Source organism: Ruegeria sp. AK11, from assembly GCF_056541095.1.
Map to the genome: position 1 here is coordinate 76,429 of NZ_JBQFXU010000011.1, position 15,619 is coordinate 92,047.

Genomic DNA, 15,619 nt, shown 5'->3' on the forward strand with positions numbered 1-15,619 from the left:
ACAGGGAAAACCGCCTACGACTCGGGAAAGAATACCGAGTTGGATTCTCCATGCCTGCCTTTAACTCTTTCCACACCCTCCCTGTTCGCGCATTACGCGCGGCGTGTGGACTGGCAGGTATTTTCCTTCTGTTGTTGCAAATGCTTGGCCCGGTTCTGGCGAGTCCCGGTGAGAGCATGTGGGTGGAGATCTGCTCGGAGGCGGGCGCGGTCTGGGTTCAAGTTGACCTTGAAGAAGAAGGCGACAACGATCCAACCGCGCCCTGCCCGAAATGCGCGGACTGTGCGCTTTGTGCGGTGACGGTGTCAGCACCGATGCCGGGCGCTTTGCAGCCCGCAAGCGTCGGAAATGTTCAAAATGTACGTTTTGAACATGGGGGGCAGTGCATTTTGTACAGCCCCAAACACCTGTGGCCCGAAACCCGGGGGCCCCCGTTCACGACCCTAGAAGAATCTGAACGCGCCCCGCGCGCGTCCATGGCGTCCACCCAATTGATCGGAGGTGCGCCGTGGTCATAAGTCGCGCAATCCATTTCCTTCTGGCCCTCATTCTGTCCTGCGGTGTCGCAATCAGTGCACGCGCCGACAGTCTTGCCAGCTTTCTTCCTGACATCGATCCGGCTGACCTGGCCCCGGGTGCCGACGCGTTTGGCCCGGTACGCAGCGACGTGAAGGTTGCCCCGGTCCTTCGGGGTGGCGAGACCATTGCGTGGGCTTTTCTGACTTCGGACTTTGTCGGCACAACCGGATATTCCGGCAAACCCATTCACGTGGTTGCCGCCATCGACGCGGATGCTGTTCTGACCGGTGTTCAGCTGGTCAAGCATTCCGAACCCATCGTGCTGATCGGCATTCCCAATTCCCGGATGGTTGAACTGACCGAAGGCTATGCGGGCCTTGACCTGAAACGAGAGGCCGAGACCGGGGGTGAGGGGCATGACCTAGACATTATCTCGGGTGCGACCGTGACGATCATGGTGATCGATGACAGCCTTGTGCGCGGAGGGATCAAAGTGGCCCGCGCGCTGGGGCTGGGCGGATTGTCTCCGGTGCAGGCTGGAGGTCCGAAGCGCGAAGTCGATATGGCGCAGGATGCCATTTACGACTGGACCACATTGTCTGGAGACGGCTCGGTCCGGCGGATGACGCTGGATGTCGGGCAGGTCAATGCCGCCTTTGAAGCCACCGGGGATCAGCGCGCGATCAAGCGACCCGAACCGGGCGCGCCGGATGACACCTTCATCGACATGCACATGGCGCTTGTTTCGGTCCCGTCTATCGGCAAGTCGCTGCTGGGTGAGGCTGAATATCAGAACCTGACCAACTGGCTGGACGAAGGTGAACAGGCCATTCTGGTTCTGGGGCGCGGGGCCTATAGCTTCAAGGGCTCGGGCTATGTCCGGGGTGGGATCTTTGACCGGATTCAACTGATCCAGGGCGACAGCTCGGTGCGGTTCTTTGACAAGCAGCAGCGCCGTCTGGGTGAGGTTGCCGCGCCAGATGCCCCCAGCTTTACCGAATTGGATATCTTCAAGATTCCCGCTGATGCCGAGTTTGACCCGGCCGAGCCGTTCCGCCTGCAATTGCTGGTGCAGCGTGCCGTCGGGGCGGTTGAAAAGACCTTTCTGACCTTCGATCTGGGATACAAACTGCCGGAACAGTACCTGTTGCCCGTCACCGCGCCTTCGGTCGTGGATGATGCAACAGGCGAAGCGGCCGCCAAGGCCGCCCTGTGGCAGCGCATCTGGAAGGATCGCACCGTCGAGATCGCCGGGCTTGGTGTCATGCTGCTGGTGCTGACGGCCACGTTCTTCTTCCAGTTCCACGCCACGATGAATGCGCGCGTCTTCTACTGGTTCCGCATCGGGTACCTGACGATAACCCTGTTCTTCATCGGCTGGTATGCCAATGCACAGCTGAGCGTGGTGAACCTGATGGCGCTGGCGGGCAGTTTGCGCACGGGGTTCTCGTGGGATGCGTTCCTGCTGGATCCGCTGGTCTTTATCCAGTGGTTTGCCGTGGCCGCAGCCCTGTTGTTCTGGGGTCGTGGGGCCTATTGCGGATGGCTGTGCCCGTTTGGCGCGCTTCAGGAGCTGACCAACAAGATCGCGCGGGCGCTGAAAGTGCCGCAATGGACTTTGCCCTGGGGCCTGAACGAGCGTCTCTGGCCTGCGAAATACATGATCTTTCTGGGTCTTTTTGGCCTGAGTTTCGTATCGATCCCGCTGGCCGAGCAATATGCCGAGATCGAGCCGTTCAAGACCGCGATCATTCTGAAATTCATGCGCGACTGGCCGTTTGTGGTCTTTGCGCTGGTCCTGCTGGGGATCGGGCTGTTCGTTGAACGGTTCTATTGCCGCTATCTTTGCCCGCTGGGCGGAGCGCTGGCGATCCCTGCCCGTATCCGCATGTTCGACTGGCTGCGCCGCTACAACGATTGTGGCACGCCCTGTCAGACCTGCGCCAATGAATGCCCCGTTCAGGCGATCCACCCCACCGGTGAGATCAATCCGAACGAGTGCGTCACCTGCCTGCATTGTCAGGTGCTCTATCAGTCCGAGGACAAATGTCCCGTCGTTATCCGCCAACTGAAACGGCGGGCCAAGACCGGGTCGGTCACACCTAAGACCCCCCTCGGGCAACCACCGGCGAACCATCCGAACGCCAAACCGAAAACCGTTTCCTAAAAAGGAGGAACGACCATGTCGGACCAAGAAAACAAACTGAACATCACGCGCCGCGGAATGCTGGGGGCCACTGCCACCGGTGCCGTCATCGCCGGGACCGGTCTGGGATCGACCCTGATGACCGCGAAAGAGGCCAGCGCTGCCGCCAAGCAGCATCTGGAACCGGGCGAGCTGGACGAATATTACGGCTTCTGGTCGTCGGGCCAGACTGGCGAGCTGCGCATTCTGGGCGTGCCGTCCATGCGCGAGCTGATGCGGGTGCCGGTGTTCAACCGCTGCTCGGCCACGGGCTGGGGCCAGACCAACGAGTCGCTGAAGGTTCTGACCGAAGGCCTGCTGCCTGAAACCAAGGAATTCCTGGCTGCAAACGGCAAGGTCACCTATGACAACGGCGACCTGCACCACCCGCATATGTCGTTCACCGACGGCACCTATGATGGCCGTTATCTGTTCATGAACGACAAGGCCAACACCCGCGTGGCCCGTGTGCGTTGTGACGTGATGAAATGCGACAAGATCATCGAGATCCCGAACGCGCATGACATCCACGGCCTGCGTCCGCAGAAATTCCCGCGCACCGGCTATGTCTTTGCCAATGGTGAGCACGAGGCCCCGCTGGTCAATGACGGCCAGATCCTTGATGATCCGTCGCAATATGTGAACATCTTTACCGCCATCGACGGCGACAGCATGGAAGTTGCATGGCAGGTGATGGTGTCGGGCAACCTCGACAACACCGACTGCGACTATCAGGGCAAATACGCCTTCTCGACCTCGTATAACTCGGAAATGGGTATGAACCTGGCCGAGATGACCGAGAACGAGCTGGACCATGTGGTCGTGTTCAACCTCAAAGGTATCGAAGAAGCCGTAGCGGCCGGGAACTATCAGGAACTGAACGGCGTCAAGGTCGTGGACGGGCGTAAAGAGGCGGGTGGAAACCTGACCCGGTACATCCCGATCCCGAACTCGCCACACGGTGTGAATGCGGCACCCGACAAGAAACACATCATGATCAACGGCAAGCTGTCGCCGACTGTATCCGTGATCGATGTGGAAAAGGTCGATGCGCTGTTCAGCGAAAACGCCGATCCGCGTTCCGCTGTTGTCGCCGAGCCGCAGCTGGGCCTTGGCCCGCTTCACACGGCATTCGACGGCAAGGGCAACGCCTATACCACCCTGTTCCTGGACAGCCAGGTGGTGAAGTGGGACATCGCCAAGGCGATCGAGGCCTATGCGGGTGCCGATGTTGACCCGATCGTCGACAAGGTCGACGTGCATTACCAGCCGGGCCACAACTCGACCTCGATGGGTGAAACTGCCGAAGCTGATGGCAAGTGGCTGATTTCGATGAACAAGTTCTCGAAAGACCGCTTCCTGAACGTGGGTCCTCTGAAGCCCGAGAATGAGCAGCTGATCGATATTTCCGGCGACAAGATGAAGGTGGTCCATGACGGCCCGACCTTTGCCGAGCCGCATGACTCGATCATTGTTCACCGGTCCAAGGTGAACCCGGTGAATGTCTGGGACCGCAACGACCCAATGTGGGAAGAGGCGCGCGCGCAGGCTGCCGCTGACGGTGTCGATCTGGACGAAGGTGCCGAGGAACCGATCCGGGACGGCAACAAGGTGCGGGTCTACATGACCTCGACCGCACCCGTGTTCAGCATGGAGAAGTTCACCGTCAAACAGGGTGACGAAGTGACCGTTTATGTCACCAACCTGGATGACGTGGACGATGTGACCCACGGCTTCTGCCTGTCGAACTTCGGTATCGCGATGGAAGTTGCACCACAGGCCACCGCCTCGGTCACGTTCATTGCCGACCGGCCGGGCGTGCACTGGTTCTATTGCCAGTGGTTCTGCCACGCGCTGCACATGGAGATGCGCGGCCGGATGTTTGTTGAGCCGCGGAGCGCATAAACATGCGTTGGCCCCTGCTCATACCGCTCCTGCTCGGCTCGCCCCTTTGGGCGGCGGATTGGGATGTGCCCAACCGGGCGGGGGCCATAAACGAGATACTGGCGCAGGCGGCGGATGGGGACACCCTTCGCCTGAGCCCCGGCGTTTACGTCGAGCAGTTGGTTCTGGACCGGCCCGTGACCCTCGACGGGCTGGGACAGGCCACCATCGACGGCCAAGGCCAAGGCAGCGTGATCACAGTGACCGGGCCGGGCGTGACCCTGCGCGGGCTGACGGTGATCGGATCGGGATCGGACCATGACGGGATCGACAGCGGCATCCAGCTGACCAAGACGGCGCGCGCGCCGGTGGTCGAGGATAACGTGCTGCTGGGCAATCTTTACGGCATCGACATCCACGGTGCGAAGGACAGCATCGTGCGCGGCAACCGGATTGAAGGGCGGCAGGATCGCCATATGAACGCGCGCGGCAATGGTGTCTATGTCTGGAACGCGCCGGGTGCGGTGGTTGAAGGCAATGACATCCGCTATGGCCGCGACGGGATCTTTGTGAATTCGTCCAAGAAGAACACCTTTACCGGCAACCTGTTCCGCGATCTGCGGTTTGCCGTTCACTACATGTATGCCGACGACTCGGTCGTCAGCGACAATGTCTCGATCGGCAACGATCTGGGCTATGCGGTGATGTTCACGACCAATGTGCGGGTCGCCAACAATGTCTCGATCGGGGACCGCGAACATGGCGTGATGCTGAACTATGCCAACAAGAGCGTCATCACCGGCAATGTCGTGAAAGGTGCCAAGGAAAAGTGCACCTTCCTGTATAACTCGAACAAGAACGAATTCACCGACAACTGGTTCGAGGGATGTGGCATCGGTATCCACTTTACCGCTGGCAGCGAACGCAACCGCATTGTTGGCAATTCATTCATCGGAAACCGGACGCAGGTGAAATACGTCTCGACCAAGTGGGTCGAGTGGTCCGAAGACGGGCGCGGCAATTACTGGTCCGATTTTGCCGCCTATGATGTGGATGGCAACGGTATCGCCGATGTCCCCTATCGACCCAATGACAGTATGGACCATGTGCTGTGGACCCAACCCGCAGCCAAATTGCTGCTCGGCTCGCCTGCCGTGCAGCTGGTGCGCTGGTCGCAATCGGCCTTCCCGGCACTGTTGCCGGGGGGTGTGATGGACAGCAACCCATTGATGCAAGCCCCTGAACCCCCAGCTATGAAAAAGGTGCCTCATGACGGATAAGGCCCTGTCAATTGACCATGTCAGCAAGAACCGGGGGAAAACCCGCGTTCTTGACGATATCACCCTGTCCCTTGCCCCCGGTCAGCGCGTCGCGCTGCTGGGCCATAACGGCGCGGGAAAGTCGACCCTGATCAAATCCATCCTTGGCCTGACGCCCATTCGGGACGGAGCCATTCGGATCGGGGGTGCCACCCCCGGCAGCGCGCAGGCGCGACGGGATACGGCCTATCTGCCCGAGGCGGTCTCGTTTCACCCGGCGTTGACCGGGCGCGAGCAGCTGACGCTGTTTGCAAAACTGTCCGGGTCAAAAGCCGATGTTCCCGGCCTGCTGGAGCGCGTTGGCCTGAGCGACGCATTGGACCGCCGGATCGGTGCCTATTCCAAGGGGATGCGGCAACGACTGGGGCTGGCGCAGGTGCTGCTGGGACAGCCGAAAGTGGCGCTGCTGGATGAGCCGACATCGGGCCTGGACCCGATCTCGCGGCAGGACCTCTATGCCATTATTGACGAATTGGCCGCGCAGGGTACCGCCGTGCTGATTGCCAGCCATGCCTTGACCGAGGTTGAGGCGCGCACCGACCGGATCGCCATCATGCGCAAGGGTCGGATGGTGGCCGATGACACGCTGAACAACCTGTCGGCGCTGGCCGGTCTGCCGATCCGCCTGAAGGTGCGCGCCAGCGCCAATGCGGATGCCCTGGCCGCTGAACTGGGCGGCAACCGGATCAACGGCGCATCGGTCGAGCTGCTGTGCACACCCGAAGACAAGATGGAGGCCCTGCGCCGGATCGCCGGATTGGGCGATGCGGTGGCGGATGTGGAAATGACACCACCCAAGCTGGAGGACCTTTATCGCCACTACGCACAGGAGGAGAGGACATGACCCGCTTCCTTGCCATCACCCGAACTGAAATGCTGATCCTGCGCCGCAACCGCTGGCTGTTGGTTGCCACGCTGATCATGGTGCTGTTTGCTTTGGCGCTGACCTTTGCGGGCAGCGCGCCCACCGGCACATTGGGTGTTGATATGCTGACCGTCTCGGTCGCGTCGATGACCACGTTGTCGGTTTACCTTGCGCCTTTGCTGGCGCTGATGATTTCCTTCGATGCCATCGCGGGCGATGTGGACCGGGGCAGCCTGTCGCTGCTGCTGTCTTATCCGGCTGGACGCGGGGAAATCCTGTTGGGCAAGTTCTGCGCCCATCTGGCCGCGCTGGCCTTTGCCATGACCGTGGGTTTTGGCACCGCAGGCGCGGTAGCCGCGTTCTTTGGTGGTGCGGGGCCGGAAAGCCTGATGGCGCTGGTGCGACTTATCCTGACCTCGATCCTGCTGGGCGCCGTGTTTCTGGCGCTTGGATACCTGCTGTCCGCTTTGGCGAGGGGCGCCACGGCGGCAGCGGGTCTGTCGGCCGGGCTTTGGCTGGTTTTTGTCGTCCTTTATGATCTGGGCCTGTTGGGGGCCGTCGTCATGGACAAGGGCGGCGCATTCACCCAATCCGTCTTTCCATGGGTGATGGTGGCCAACCCGGCCGACGCGTTCCGTTTGTGGAACATCGCCGCGACGGAAGGCGTTGCCATGGCCTCGGGCATGACCGGGGCCGCACAGGCCCTGCCGGTTTGGGCCGCGCCCGCGTCGCTGCTGATCTGGCCGGTGCTGGGCTTTGCCCTTGCCCGGCTGGCTTTCCGGAGGGTTGAGCCATGAGACGTCTTGCCCTGATCGCATTGCTCGCACTGGCGGCCTGCAAGGAAGAGCTGGCCGAGGCCCCTGACCCGGTCGACCTGACACCCGATGCGCTGAGCTATTTCTGTCAGATGAATGTCACCGAGCATGGCGGCCCCAAGGGGCAGGTTCATCTGGAAGGCTATCCGGCCCCGCTGTTTTTCGCGCAGGTGCGGGACATGGTGGCCTATCTGAAAAGCCCCGAGCGCGATGCGGATATCACTGCCATATATGTCAGCGATATGGGTGTCGCGCCAAGCTGGCGGCAGCCAGGGATTTCGAACTGGATCGCTGCGGATGGTGCGACTTTTGTCGTTGGTGCCGATGTGGCAGGTGGCATGGGGGCGCGCGAAGTGGTGCCCTTTGCTGATCCTGCCGATGCGCGGGTTTTCGCGGAGACCTATGGCGGGACCGCGATGCGCCTGCCCGACATTCCCGATGCCGAAGTGCTTGGCCCTGTCGATCTTGATCTGACATTGGAGACCCCCGTATGACCGCCCTGTCCCGTCGCCGTTTTCTGATCATTTCCGCCGCCTGTGCGGCCACCCCGGCCATGGCTTCGGACGCGCATTGGCGCGGAACCGCCCTTGGGGCTGCGGCCAGCCTGCGGCTGGTCGGGCTGACGGATGCCGAGGCCGCACCGATCATCGCCGCCGTCGAGGGTGAGGTGACCCGGCTGGAGGATATCTTCAGCCTGTACCGTCCGCAGTCACAGCTGAGCCGCCTGAACCGCGACGGTGTTTTGACCGCACCTGCGCCTGAACTGTTGAAGGTGCTGAGCCTGAGCAGCGCGCTGCATCAGGCATCCGGCGGCGCATTCGACCCCAGCATTCAGCCCCTGTGGTCTGCTTTGGCAACACGCGCAGGCCCCGGAGATCTGGCTGCCGCCCGCGCTGCTGTGGGCTGGGAACGGGTGTCTTTCGATGCCGCGTCGGTGCGGCTGCCGGTGCCGGGCCAGTCGGCCCTGACGCTGAACGGTATCGCCCAAGGGGCCATCACGGATCGGATCGCCGCGCTGCTGCGGGGCTTTGGCTTGCGTGATGTTCTGGTCGATATGGGAGAGGTTGCCGCCATGGGTACACGAGGCGACGGCGCCCCGTGGAAAGTCGGGTTGGCCGCGCCGGATCAGCGGGTTCTGAAGCGGGTCGCGCTGCGTGACCGCGCGGTCGCAACATCATCGTCGCTGGGGACGCAGCTGGGACAGGGTTTGGGCCACATCATCACCCCGGACGGGCCTGCAAACCGGGACAGAACGGTTTCGGTTTCTGCCCCTGACGCGGTGATCGCAGATGGGCTGTCTACTGCGATATGCGCGGCGCCCGAAAGCCAAGTAGCTGAAATCTTGAGATATTTTATCGGAGCCCGTGTCGAGCTGAATGTATGACGCATGGTCGCAAATCTCAGGTGGGTCAGGAAAATTCACCAAGAACATGATATTCGCGAAAAACATGATATAGGTCAATTCGTGCGCTGCTTCGCGCAGTTAGGAAGTAAGGACGCGAACCAATCTATCCACACTCGAGTCGCCAGCCATGAGCCAGTTGACCAGCAGACGCGCTTTTCTGAGCGCACGTATCCTACGGGAGGATCCTGATGCGATCCGACCGCCGGGTGCGGGCGTGACAGGCTTTGCCGATCTGTGCACAGGCTGCGAAGACTGCGCCGGGGCCTGCCCGGAAGAGATCATCACATTCGACAACAGCGGCTTTCCGGTTCTGGATCTTTCCGCAGGCGGCTGCACCTTATGCGGTGCATGTGCCGAGGTTTGCCCGACCCCGGCGTTGTTGCCCGAGCGTGTGACCGAGTGGCCGTGGCGCGCACGGATCGAGGCTGCAAGCTGCCTGTCGATGAACGGGGTAAGCTGCCGCCTGTGTCAGGACACTTGCGAACAGGAAGCCATCCGCTTTCGCCTGCAACTGGGCGGGCGGGCTGAACCAGCGCTTGAAACCGAAACCTGCATCGGATGCGGCACATGTTCTGCCGCCTGCCCCGCCGGGGCCATCACGATGCACCGCCCCGCCCCTTTGCACCCGGAGGTGACCCAATGAATATCTGTGGCTGTCTTGTCCACATCGCCCCCGATCACACCGACGCCGCACGCGCGGCGATGACCGGCACCGATGGCGTCGAGCTTCATGCCGAGGCCGAGGATGGCCGGTTCGTCGTGGTTGTCGAGGATACAGCCGACCGGCTGGCCTCGGAAACCATCATGGATCTGCACCAGATCCCCGGCGTGATCTCGCTATCGCTGACCTATCACCATTTCGAAGATCCCGCGGAGGCTGCTCCGCGTCCTGATGCTCCAAGCCAACCGTCCAGCAGGAGGCCCATGCAATGACCATCTCTGAATCCCGTCGTACATTTCTGAAAGCGTCCGCAGCGGCTGCCACGGCCTCGGCTGCCGGCATTCCAATGGCCGCTGGTTCGGCCAGCGCCCAGGCCGCCGCGCCCGATATCCGCTGGGACAAGGCCGCCTGCCGGTTCTGCGGCACGGGCTGTTCGGTTCTGGTGGGCACCAAGGATGGCCGCGTAGTCGCCACGCAGGGCGACCCGGATGCGCCGGTCAACCGGGGTCTGAACTGTATCAAGGGCTATTTCCTGTCCAAGATCATGTATGGCAAGGACCGCCTGACCACGCCGCTTTTGCGCAAAACCAACGGCGAATATGACAAGAATGGCGAGTTTGAGCCGGTCAGCTGGGACGAAGCCTTTGACGTCATGGCTGCCAAGTGGAAAGAGGCGCTGGCCAAGAAAGGCCCGACCAGCGTGGGCATGTTCGGTTCTGGTCAGTGGACCGTCTGGGAAGGTTATGCGGCGGCCAAGATGATGAAGGCCGGGTTCCGGTCGAACAACATCGACCCCAACGCGCGTCACTGCATGGCTTCTGCCGTGGTCGGCTTTATCCGCACCTTCGGCATCGACGAGCCTATGGGCTGCTATGACGACCTTGAGCACGCGGATACGTTTGTTCTGTGGGGGTCGAACATGGCCGAGATGCACCCGATCCTGTGGTCGCGTCTGACCGATACGCGCCTGACCAAGCCGGGATGCGAAGTGCATGTTCTTTCGACCTTCGAGCACCGCTCGTTCGAGCTGGCCGACAATGGCATGGTGTTCAACCCGCAGACCGATCTGGCGATCCTGAACTATATCGCCAATTACATCATCCAGAATGGCGCGGTGAACGAAGAGTTCGTCAAGAACCACGTCAATATCACCAAAACAGCCACCGATATCGGTTATGGCCTGCGCGACAATCATCCGCTGCAACAAGAGGCCGCGAACCCCAATGTCGGCAAGATGGAACCGATCAGCTTTGAGGAATATGCCGAGGCGGTATCGGAATACACGCTGGAATACACTTCGGAACTGTCCGGTGTTCCGGCGGACAAGCTGGAGCGTCTGGCCCAGCAATATGCCGACCCGAACCGCAAGGTCATGAGCCTGTGGACCATGGGGTTCAACCAGCATACCCGCGGGTCGTGGGTGAACTCGTTGATGTACAACGTGCACCTGCTGGTGGGCAAGATTTCCGAGCCCGGAAACTCGCCCTTCTCGCTGACCGGTCAGCCGTCGGCCTGCGGGACCGCGCGTGAAGTTGGCACCTTTGCCCACCGTCTGCCTGCCGACATGGTTGTCATGAATGACGAGCACCGCAAGATTTGTGAAACCGCCTGGAACGTGCCTGCGGGTACCATTCCGGCCAAGCCCGGCTTTCACGCCGTGCAGCAGCACCGCAAGCTGAAGGATGGCGATCTGAACGCCTATTGGGTGCAGTGCAACAACAACATGCAGGCCGCACCGAACATCAACGAAGAAGGCTATCCCGGGTATCGCAACCCCGAAAACTTCATCACTGTATCAGACCCCTACCCGACCGTCACGGCCGTGTCCGCCGACCTGATCCTGCCTACCGCCATGTGGGTCGAGAAGGAAGGTGCCTATGGCAACGCGGAACGCCGTACCCAGTTCTGGCGGCAGCAGGTCAAGGCACCCGGCGAGGCCAAGTCGGACATGTGGCAGGTGATGGAATTCTCGAAACGCTTTACAGTCGAAGAGGTTTGGGGCGAAGAGTTGCTGGCCACCATGCCAGAGCATCGCGGCAAGACCATGTACGAGGTTCTGTTCGCCAATGGCAGCGTCGACAAGTTCCCGCTGTCGGAAACGGCCGAGGGCTTTGACAACGACGAATCCGAGCATTTCGGGTTCTACGTTCAGAAGGGTCTGTTCGAGGAATATGCCAACTTCGGGCGCGGCCACGCGCACGATCTGGCGCCTTTCGAAATGTACCACCAGGCGCGCGGTATGCGCTGGCCGGTCGTGGATGGCAAGGAAACGCTGTATCGTTTCCGCGAAGGCTATGACCCTTATGTGCCCGAAGGTGCGGGCGTGAAGTTCTATGGCAAGAAGGATGGCAAGGCGAGCATCATCTTTGCGCCTTACGAACCTGCGGCCGAGGAACCGGATGCCGAATATGATCTGTGGCTGTGCACCGGTCGTGTGCTGGAACACTGGCATTCGGGGTCGATGACACGCCGTGTGCCAGAGCTGCACCGCGCCTACCCGGCGGCTGTGGTTTACATGCATCCGCAGGACGCCAAGGATCGGGATCTGCGCCGGGGTCAGGAGATTGTTCTGTCCACCCGTCGGGGCGAGGTCACCAGCCGGGTCGAGACCCGTGGGCGCAACAAGGTGCCGCGCGGTCTGGTGTTCATGCCGTGGTTTGATGAAGGCCAGTTGACCAACAAGCTGACGCTGGACGCGACCTGCCCGCTGTCGAAAGAGACCGACTTCAAGAAATGCGCCTGCAAGGTCGAGCGCGCATAGGCAACAAGGATCGCACGGGTAAATCCTCATGTCTTTTGCCGACAAACCCCTTTCGCCGCAGCGGCGCCGGTTCCTGCAGGATTCGGCGCGGGCGGCGGGCGGCTGCGTGGTCGCCGGGACGGTGCTGGCCTATCTGGCCCGCGACGCCCGCGCCCTGCCGGCCGAGGCTTTGCGCCCGCCCGGCGCGCTGCCGGAAAAGGAGTTCCTGTCGGCCTGCATCCGCTGCGGATTATGCGTGCGGGATTGCCCATACGATACGTTGAAACTGGCCGAGTTGGGCTCGGACGCGGTGGCGACGGGAACCCCATATTTCACCGCCCGGGATATTCCCTGTGAGATGTGCGACGACATCCCTTGCGTTGCTGCATGTCCGACCGGGGCACTGGACCCCGCGCTGGACAATATCGACGATGCGAAGATGGGGGTCGCGGTTCTGGTCGATCAGGAGAACTGCCTGAACTTCCTCGGTTTGCGCTGCGATGTCTGTTACCGCGTCTGCCCCGTCATCGACGAGGCGATCACGCTGGACACCACACACAACACGCGGTCGGGCCATCACGCGATGTTCATCCCGACCGTCCACGCCGACCGCTGCACCGGCTGCGGCATGTGCGAGAAAAGCTGTGTTCTGCCCGAGGCCGCCATCAAAGTGCTGCCTGCCCGGCTGGCGCGGGGCAGTTCGGCAGAGCATTACCGCAAGGGTTGGGAAGAAAAGGCCGCGAAAGGCGCGCCGGTGGTCGAGGGGATCATCGATCTGCCGGACCGTTTGCCCGGACCGGGCACGGACAATCTGGCCACGCCCGGCGGATTTGCACCGGGATATGATCTGCCGGGGGTGGGACAATGAGCGCCCGCACAGATATGCCCACAGGTCACGAGGCCATCGCCAGCAAGGGCTGGATCGGCGCGCATCGCTATCTGCTGCTGCGCCGGGCAAGCCAGCTGTTCTTTCTGGTTCTGTTTCTGCTGGGCCCATGGTTCGGCATCTGGATCGTTCAGGGCACGCTGGCCGGGTCGCTGACGCTGGGCGTGCTGCCTTTGACCGATCCGTTCATCCTGTTGCAGAGCATGGTTGCAGGCCACTGGCCCGAAATGACCGCGCTGATCGGTGGGCTGATCGTTCTGGTGATCTACGCGCTGATCGGCGGGCGGGTCTATTGTTCCTGGGTCTGCCCGATCAATCCGGTGACGGATGCAGCCAACTGGCTGCATCGCAAGCTGGACCTGCCGAAGGGCTGGCAACCAAAGCGCGGCACGCGCCTGTGGATTCTGGCAACCGTCCTGCTTATTTCGGGTCTGAGCGGCATGATCGCGTGGGAACTGATCAACCCGATCACCATGCTGCATCGCGGGCTGGTCTTTGGAATGGGCTTTGTCTGGGCCTTGATCGCCGCCATCTTTGTCTTTGACGTCTTCGTCTCGCGCCACGGATGGTGCGGGCACCTGTGCCCGGTGGGCGCGTTCTATGGCCTGATCGGAGCAAAAAGCCTGCTGCGGATCAGCGCCACAAACCGCGCCGCCTGCGATGACTGCATGGATTGTTACGCGATCTGCCCGGAAAATCAGGTGATCTCGCCAGCGCTGAAGGGCAAACCGGGAAGTACCCCGCTGATCCTGTCACCCGACTGCACGAATTGTGGCCGCTGCATCGATGTCTGCGCGGTCGACGTCTTTACCTTTACTCACCGGTTCGACGACCACGTCGTCCAACCTTTCGATCCAGTTGCCGCGCCCGAGCCGCGCGCCGCCAGACCTATCTAGGGGAGTGCCAAGATGAAAAAATCGATCGTTACAGGCGGAATTGCCCTTCTACCCGTATTATTGCTGAGCGGTTGGGCCGTCGCGCAATCTGCTCAGGTTGAATCCCTGCGTGGTGCGGACGTGGATGAGCCGGTGCCGCTGGACCAGATTCACCGCAATGTCGAAGGGCGGCAGCAGCGCAATTACCGGCAGCAACCGCCATTGATCCCGCATTCGGTCGAACAGTACCAGATCGACATCCGTACCAACCAGTGCCTGTCCTGCCATGACTGGACCAAAGCCGGTGACCGCAACGCACCAACGCTGTCGATGACCCATTATCTGGACCGCGAAGGCCGCGAACTGGATCGGATCGCCGGAACCCGGTATTTCTGCAACCAGTGCCACGTACCGCAGGCCGACGCCCCGCCGCTGGTCGACAACGTGTTCCAGCCCTCCGCCGGCAATTGATCCAACGCAAGACTGAAAGGAGCACCGACATGGCCGACTCCCCTGAAAACCGCGGCTTGCTTGGTCGCCTCTGGAACGCGATCTGGACGCCGACGGTGCTGTTCAGTTCAGGCTTTCTTGTCCTGGCCGGATTTCTGGCCGGTATCCTGTTCTGGGGTGGATTTCACTGGACCCTTGAGCTGACGAATACCGAAGAATTCTGTACTTCGTGCCACACGATGGAAACGAACCTGGGCGAATATCGCGAAACGGTCCATTACAACAACCATTCCGGCGTTCGTGCGATCTGTTCCGACTGCCACGTGCCGGATGAATGGAGCCACAAGATCAAAGCCAAGATCATGGCCGTCAAAGACGTCTATCATGAGCTGGCCGGAACCATCAGCACACCCGAGCAATACGAGGCGCATCGCCTGAGCATGGCTTCGGCCGTGTGGAAGAAGATGAAGGAATCGGACAGCCGCGAATGCCGCAACTGTCATAACTTCGACTACATGGACTTTACCATTCAGGAAACACGGGCCGCGTCGGAACACCAGCGCGCCATTGACACCGGCATGACATGTATCGACTGCCATCAGGGCATCGCGCATAATCTGCCCGCAAACTATCTGGAACAGTACCAGAAAATAAGCGAGGCCGTGGAGGGCGAGGTTCTGCAGGAACATGCATCCGCCTCTGGCGACGACATTCGCGCGTTTCTGAACAACAGCTCGAATTGATGTGGGGACGGACATGCTAGACTTACTTGGAACAATCGGCGCCAATGTCCTGGGCCTGCCCGGCATACTGGGACTGGCGCTTGGAATGATGACCCGCAAGCTGTGGTTGGGCGCGGCACTGGGGGCCGTTGTCGGCATGCTGGAAACGCTGGTTTTTGCGGGCTTTCAGTTTGCTCATGTGGAAGCGGTGGAACTGGGCATCTCGATTCTGGTCGGGCTTTGCGCGGGCAGCCTTGGCACTGCCATCCGCCTGAAAGGCGCAACCGTCTGAA

15 protein-coding genes are annotated in these 15,619 nt (G+C 61.2%); all 15 read left to right on the top strand.

Going from position 1 to position 15,619, the window contains the following annotated elements; translation table 11 throughout:
- The first annotated feature begins 508 nt into the window (after positions 1 to 508).
- Complete coding sequence (locus tag ACR0D9_RS18030; protein WP_480488735.1) at positions 509 to 2,686, top strand: 4Fe-4S binding protein; 2,178 nt, start codon at positions 509 to 511, stop codon at positions 2,684 to 2,686.
- A gap of 15 nt (positions 2,687 to 2,701) precedes the next feature.
- Positions 2,702 to 4,609 carry a TAT-dependent nitrous-oxide reductase gene (gene nosZ / locus ACR0D9_RS18035; protein WP_480488737.1) on the top strand — a complete coding sequence of 636 codons (1,908 nt, stop codon included), beginning with the start codon at positions 2,702 to 2,704 and terminating at the stop codon, positions 4,607 to 4,609.
- A 2-nt stretch (positions 4,610 to 4,611) separates the two neighbouring features.
- Complete coding sequence (locus ACR0D9_RS18040; protein ID WP_480539705.1) at positions 4,612 to 5,868, top strand: nitrous oxide reductase family maturation protein NosD; 1,257 nt, start codon at positions 4,612 to 4,614, stop codon at positions 5,866 to 5,868.
- Positions 5,858 to 6,751, top strand: a complete 894-nt coding sequence (locus tag ACR0D9_RS18045) for an ABC transporter ATP-binding protein (RefSeq protein ID WP_480539707.1) — start codon at positions 5,858 to 5,860, stop codon at positions 6,749 to 6,751. Before ACR0D9_RS18040 ends, ACR0D9_RS18045 begins: the two co-directional genes overlap by 11 nt.
- Complete coding sequence (locus ACR0D9_RS18050; protein WP_209507037.1) at positions 6,748 to 7,569, top strand: ABC transporter permease; 822 nt, start codon at positions 6,748 to 6,750, stop codon at positions 7,567 to 7,569. Before ACR0D9_RS18045 ends, ACR0D9_RS18050 begins: the two co-directional genes overlap by 4 nt.
- Entirely contained in the window at positions 7,566 to 8,081 is a 516-nt protein-coding gene (locus ACR0D9_RS18055; protein ID WP_480539709.1) for a nitrous oxide reductase accessory protein NosL, read from the top strand. Before ACR0D9_RS18050 ends, ACR0D9_RS18055 begins: the two co-directional genes overlap by 4 nt.
- Positions 8,078 to 8,971: an FAD:protein FMN transferase gene (locus ACR0D9_RS18060; protein ID WP_480539711.1), complete on the top strand. Its 894-nt coding sequence runs from the start codon at positions 8,078 to 8,080 to the stop codon at positions 8,969 to 8,971. The genes ACR0D9_RS18055 and ACR0D9_RS18060 overlap by 4 nt, the downstream gene beginning before the upstream one ends.
- Before the next feature lie 148 nt (positions 8,972 to 9,119).
- A complete protein-coding gene (gene napF / locus ACR0D9_RS18065; protein ID WP_480484297.1) occupies positions 9,120 to 9,635 on the top strand; it encodes a ferredoxin-type protein NapF in 516 nt (171 codons plus the stop codon).
- Positions 9,632 to 9,925, top strand: coding sequence for a chaperone NapD (locus tag ACR0D9_RS18070; RefSeq protein ID WP_267363554.1), 294 nt, complete (start codon positions 9,632 to 9,634; stop codon positions 9,923 to 9,925). Before napF ends, ACR0D9_RS18070 begins: the two co-directional genes overlap by 4 nt.
- Positions 9,922 to 12,414, top strand: coding sequence for a nitrate reductase catalytic subunit NapA (napA, locus tag ACR0D9_RS18075; RefSeq protein ID WP_480539713.1), 2,493 nt, complete (start codon positions 9,922 to 9,924; stop codon positions 12,412 to 12,414). Before ACR0D9_RS18070 ends, napA begins: the two co-directional genes overlap by 4 nt.
- Before the next feature lie 28 nt (positions 12,415 to 12,442).
- Positions 12,443 to 13,261 (top strand): ferredoxin-type protein NapG, encoded by an 819-nt coding sequence (gene napG, locus ACR0D9_RS18080; protein WP_480484295.1) that lies wholly within the window; start codon positions 12,443 to 12,445, stop codon positions 13,259 to 13,261.
- Positions 13,258 to 14,175, top strand: a complete 918-nt coding sequence (napH, locus tag ACR0D9_RS18085; RefSeq protein WP_480484294.1) for a quinol dehydrogenase ferredoxin subunit NapH — start codon at positions 13,258 to 13,260, stop codon at positions 14,173 to 14,175. The genes napG and napH overlap by 4 nt, the downstream gene beginning before the upstream one ends.
- Positions 14,176 to 14,187: 12 nt before the next feature.
- Positions 14,188 to 14,625: a nitrate reductase cytochrome c-type subunit gene (locus tag ACR0D9_RS18090; protein ID WP_480477413.1), complete on the top strand. Its 438-nt coding sequence runs from the start codon at positions 14,188 to 14,190 to the stop codon at positions 14,623 to 14,625.
- Between the two features lie 29 nt (positions 14,626 to 14,654).
- Positions 14,655 to 15,347: a NapC/NirT family cytochrome c gene (locus ACR0D9_RS18095; RefSeq protein ID WP_480477415.1), complete on the top strand. Its 693-nt coding sequence runs from the start codon at positions 14,655 to 14,657 to the stop codon at positions 15,345 to 15,347.
- Positions 15,348 to 15,360: 13 nt separating this feature from the next.
- On the top strand, positions 15,361 to 15,618 hold the full coding sequence (locus tag ACR0D9_RS18100) for a hypothetical protein (RefSeq protein WP_480477417.1): 258 nt from the start codon (positions 15,361 to 15,363) through the stop codon (positions 15,616 to 15,618).
- The last annotated feature ends 1 nt before the right edge of the window (position 15,619 follow it).

Bases quoted from the DNA above. Each gene is read 5' to 3' on its own strand.
- nosZ (WP_480488737.1), top strand. From the start codon at position 2,702: ATGTCGGACCAAGAAAACAAACTGAACATCACGCGCCGCGGAATGCTG.
- ACR0D9_RS18040 (WP_480539705.1), top strand. From the start codon at position 4,612: ATGCGTTGGCCCCTGCTCATACCGCTCCTGCTCGGCTCGCCCCTTTGG.
- ACR0D9_RS18045 (WP_480539707.1), top strand. From the start codon at position 5,858: ATGACGGATAAGGCCCTGTCAATTGACCATGTCAGCAAGAACCGGGGG.
- ACR0D9_RS18050 (WP_209507037.1), top strand. From the start codon at position 6,748: ATGACCCGCTTCCTTGCCATCACCCGAACTGAAATGCTGATCCTGCGC.
- ACR0D9_RS18055 (WP_480539709.1), top strand. From the start codon at position 7,566: ATGAGACGTCTTGCCCTGATCGCATTGCTCGCACTGGCGGCCTGCAAG.
- ACR0D9_RS18060 (WP_480539711.1), top strand. From the start codon at position 8,078: ATGACCGCCCTGTCCCGTCGCCGTTTTCTGATCATTTCCGCCGCCTGT.
- napF (WP_480484297.1), top strand. From the start codon at position 9,120: ATGAGCCAGTTGACCAGCAGACGCGCTTTTCTGAGCGCACGTATCCTA.
- ACR0D9_RS18070 (WP_267363554.1), top strand. From the start codon at position 9,632: ATGAATATCTGTGGCTGTCTTGTCCACATCGCCCCCGATCACACCGAC.
- napA (WP_480539713.1), top strand. From the start codon at position 9,922: ATGACCATCTCTGAATCCCGTCGTACATTTCTGAAAGCGTCCGCAGCG.
- napG (WP_480484295.1), top strand. From the start codon at position 12,443: ATGTCTTTTGCCGACAAACCCCTTTCGCCGCAGCGGCGCCGGTTCCTG.
- napH (WP_480484294.1), top strand. From the start codon at position 13,258: ATGAGCGCCCGCACAGATATGCCCACAGGTCACGAGGCCATCGCCAGC.
- ACR0D9_RS18090 (WP_480477413.1), top strand. From the start codon at position 14,188: ATGAAAAAATCGATCGTTACAGGCGGAATTGCCCTTCTACCCGTATTA.
- ACR0D9_RS18095 (WP_480477415.1), top strand. From the start codon at position 14,655: ATGGCCGACTCCCCTGAAAACCGCGGCTTGCTTGGTCGCCTCTGGAAC.
- ACR0D9_RS18100 (WP_480477417.1), top strand. From the start codon at position 15,361: ATGCTAGACTTACTTGGAACAATCGGCGCCAATGTCCTGGGCCTGCCC.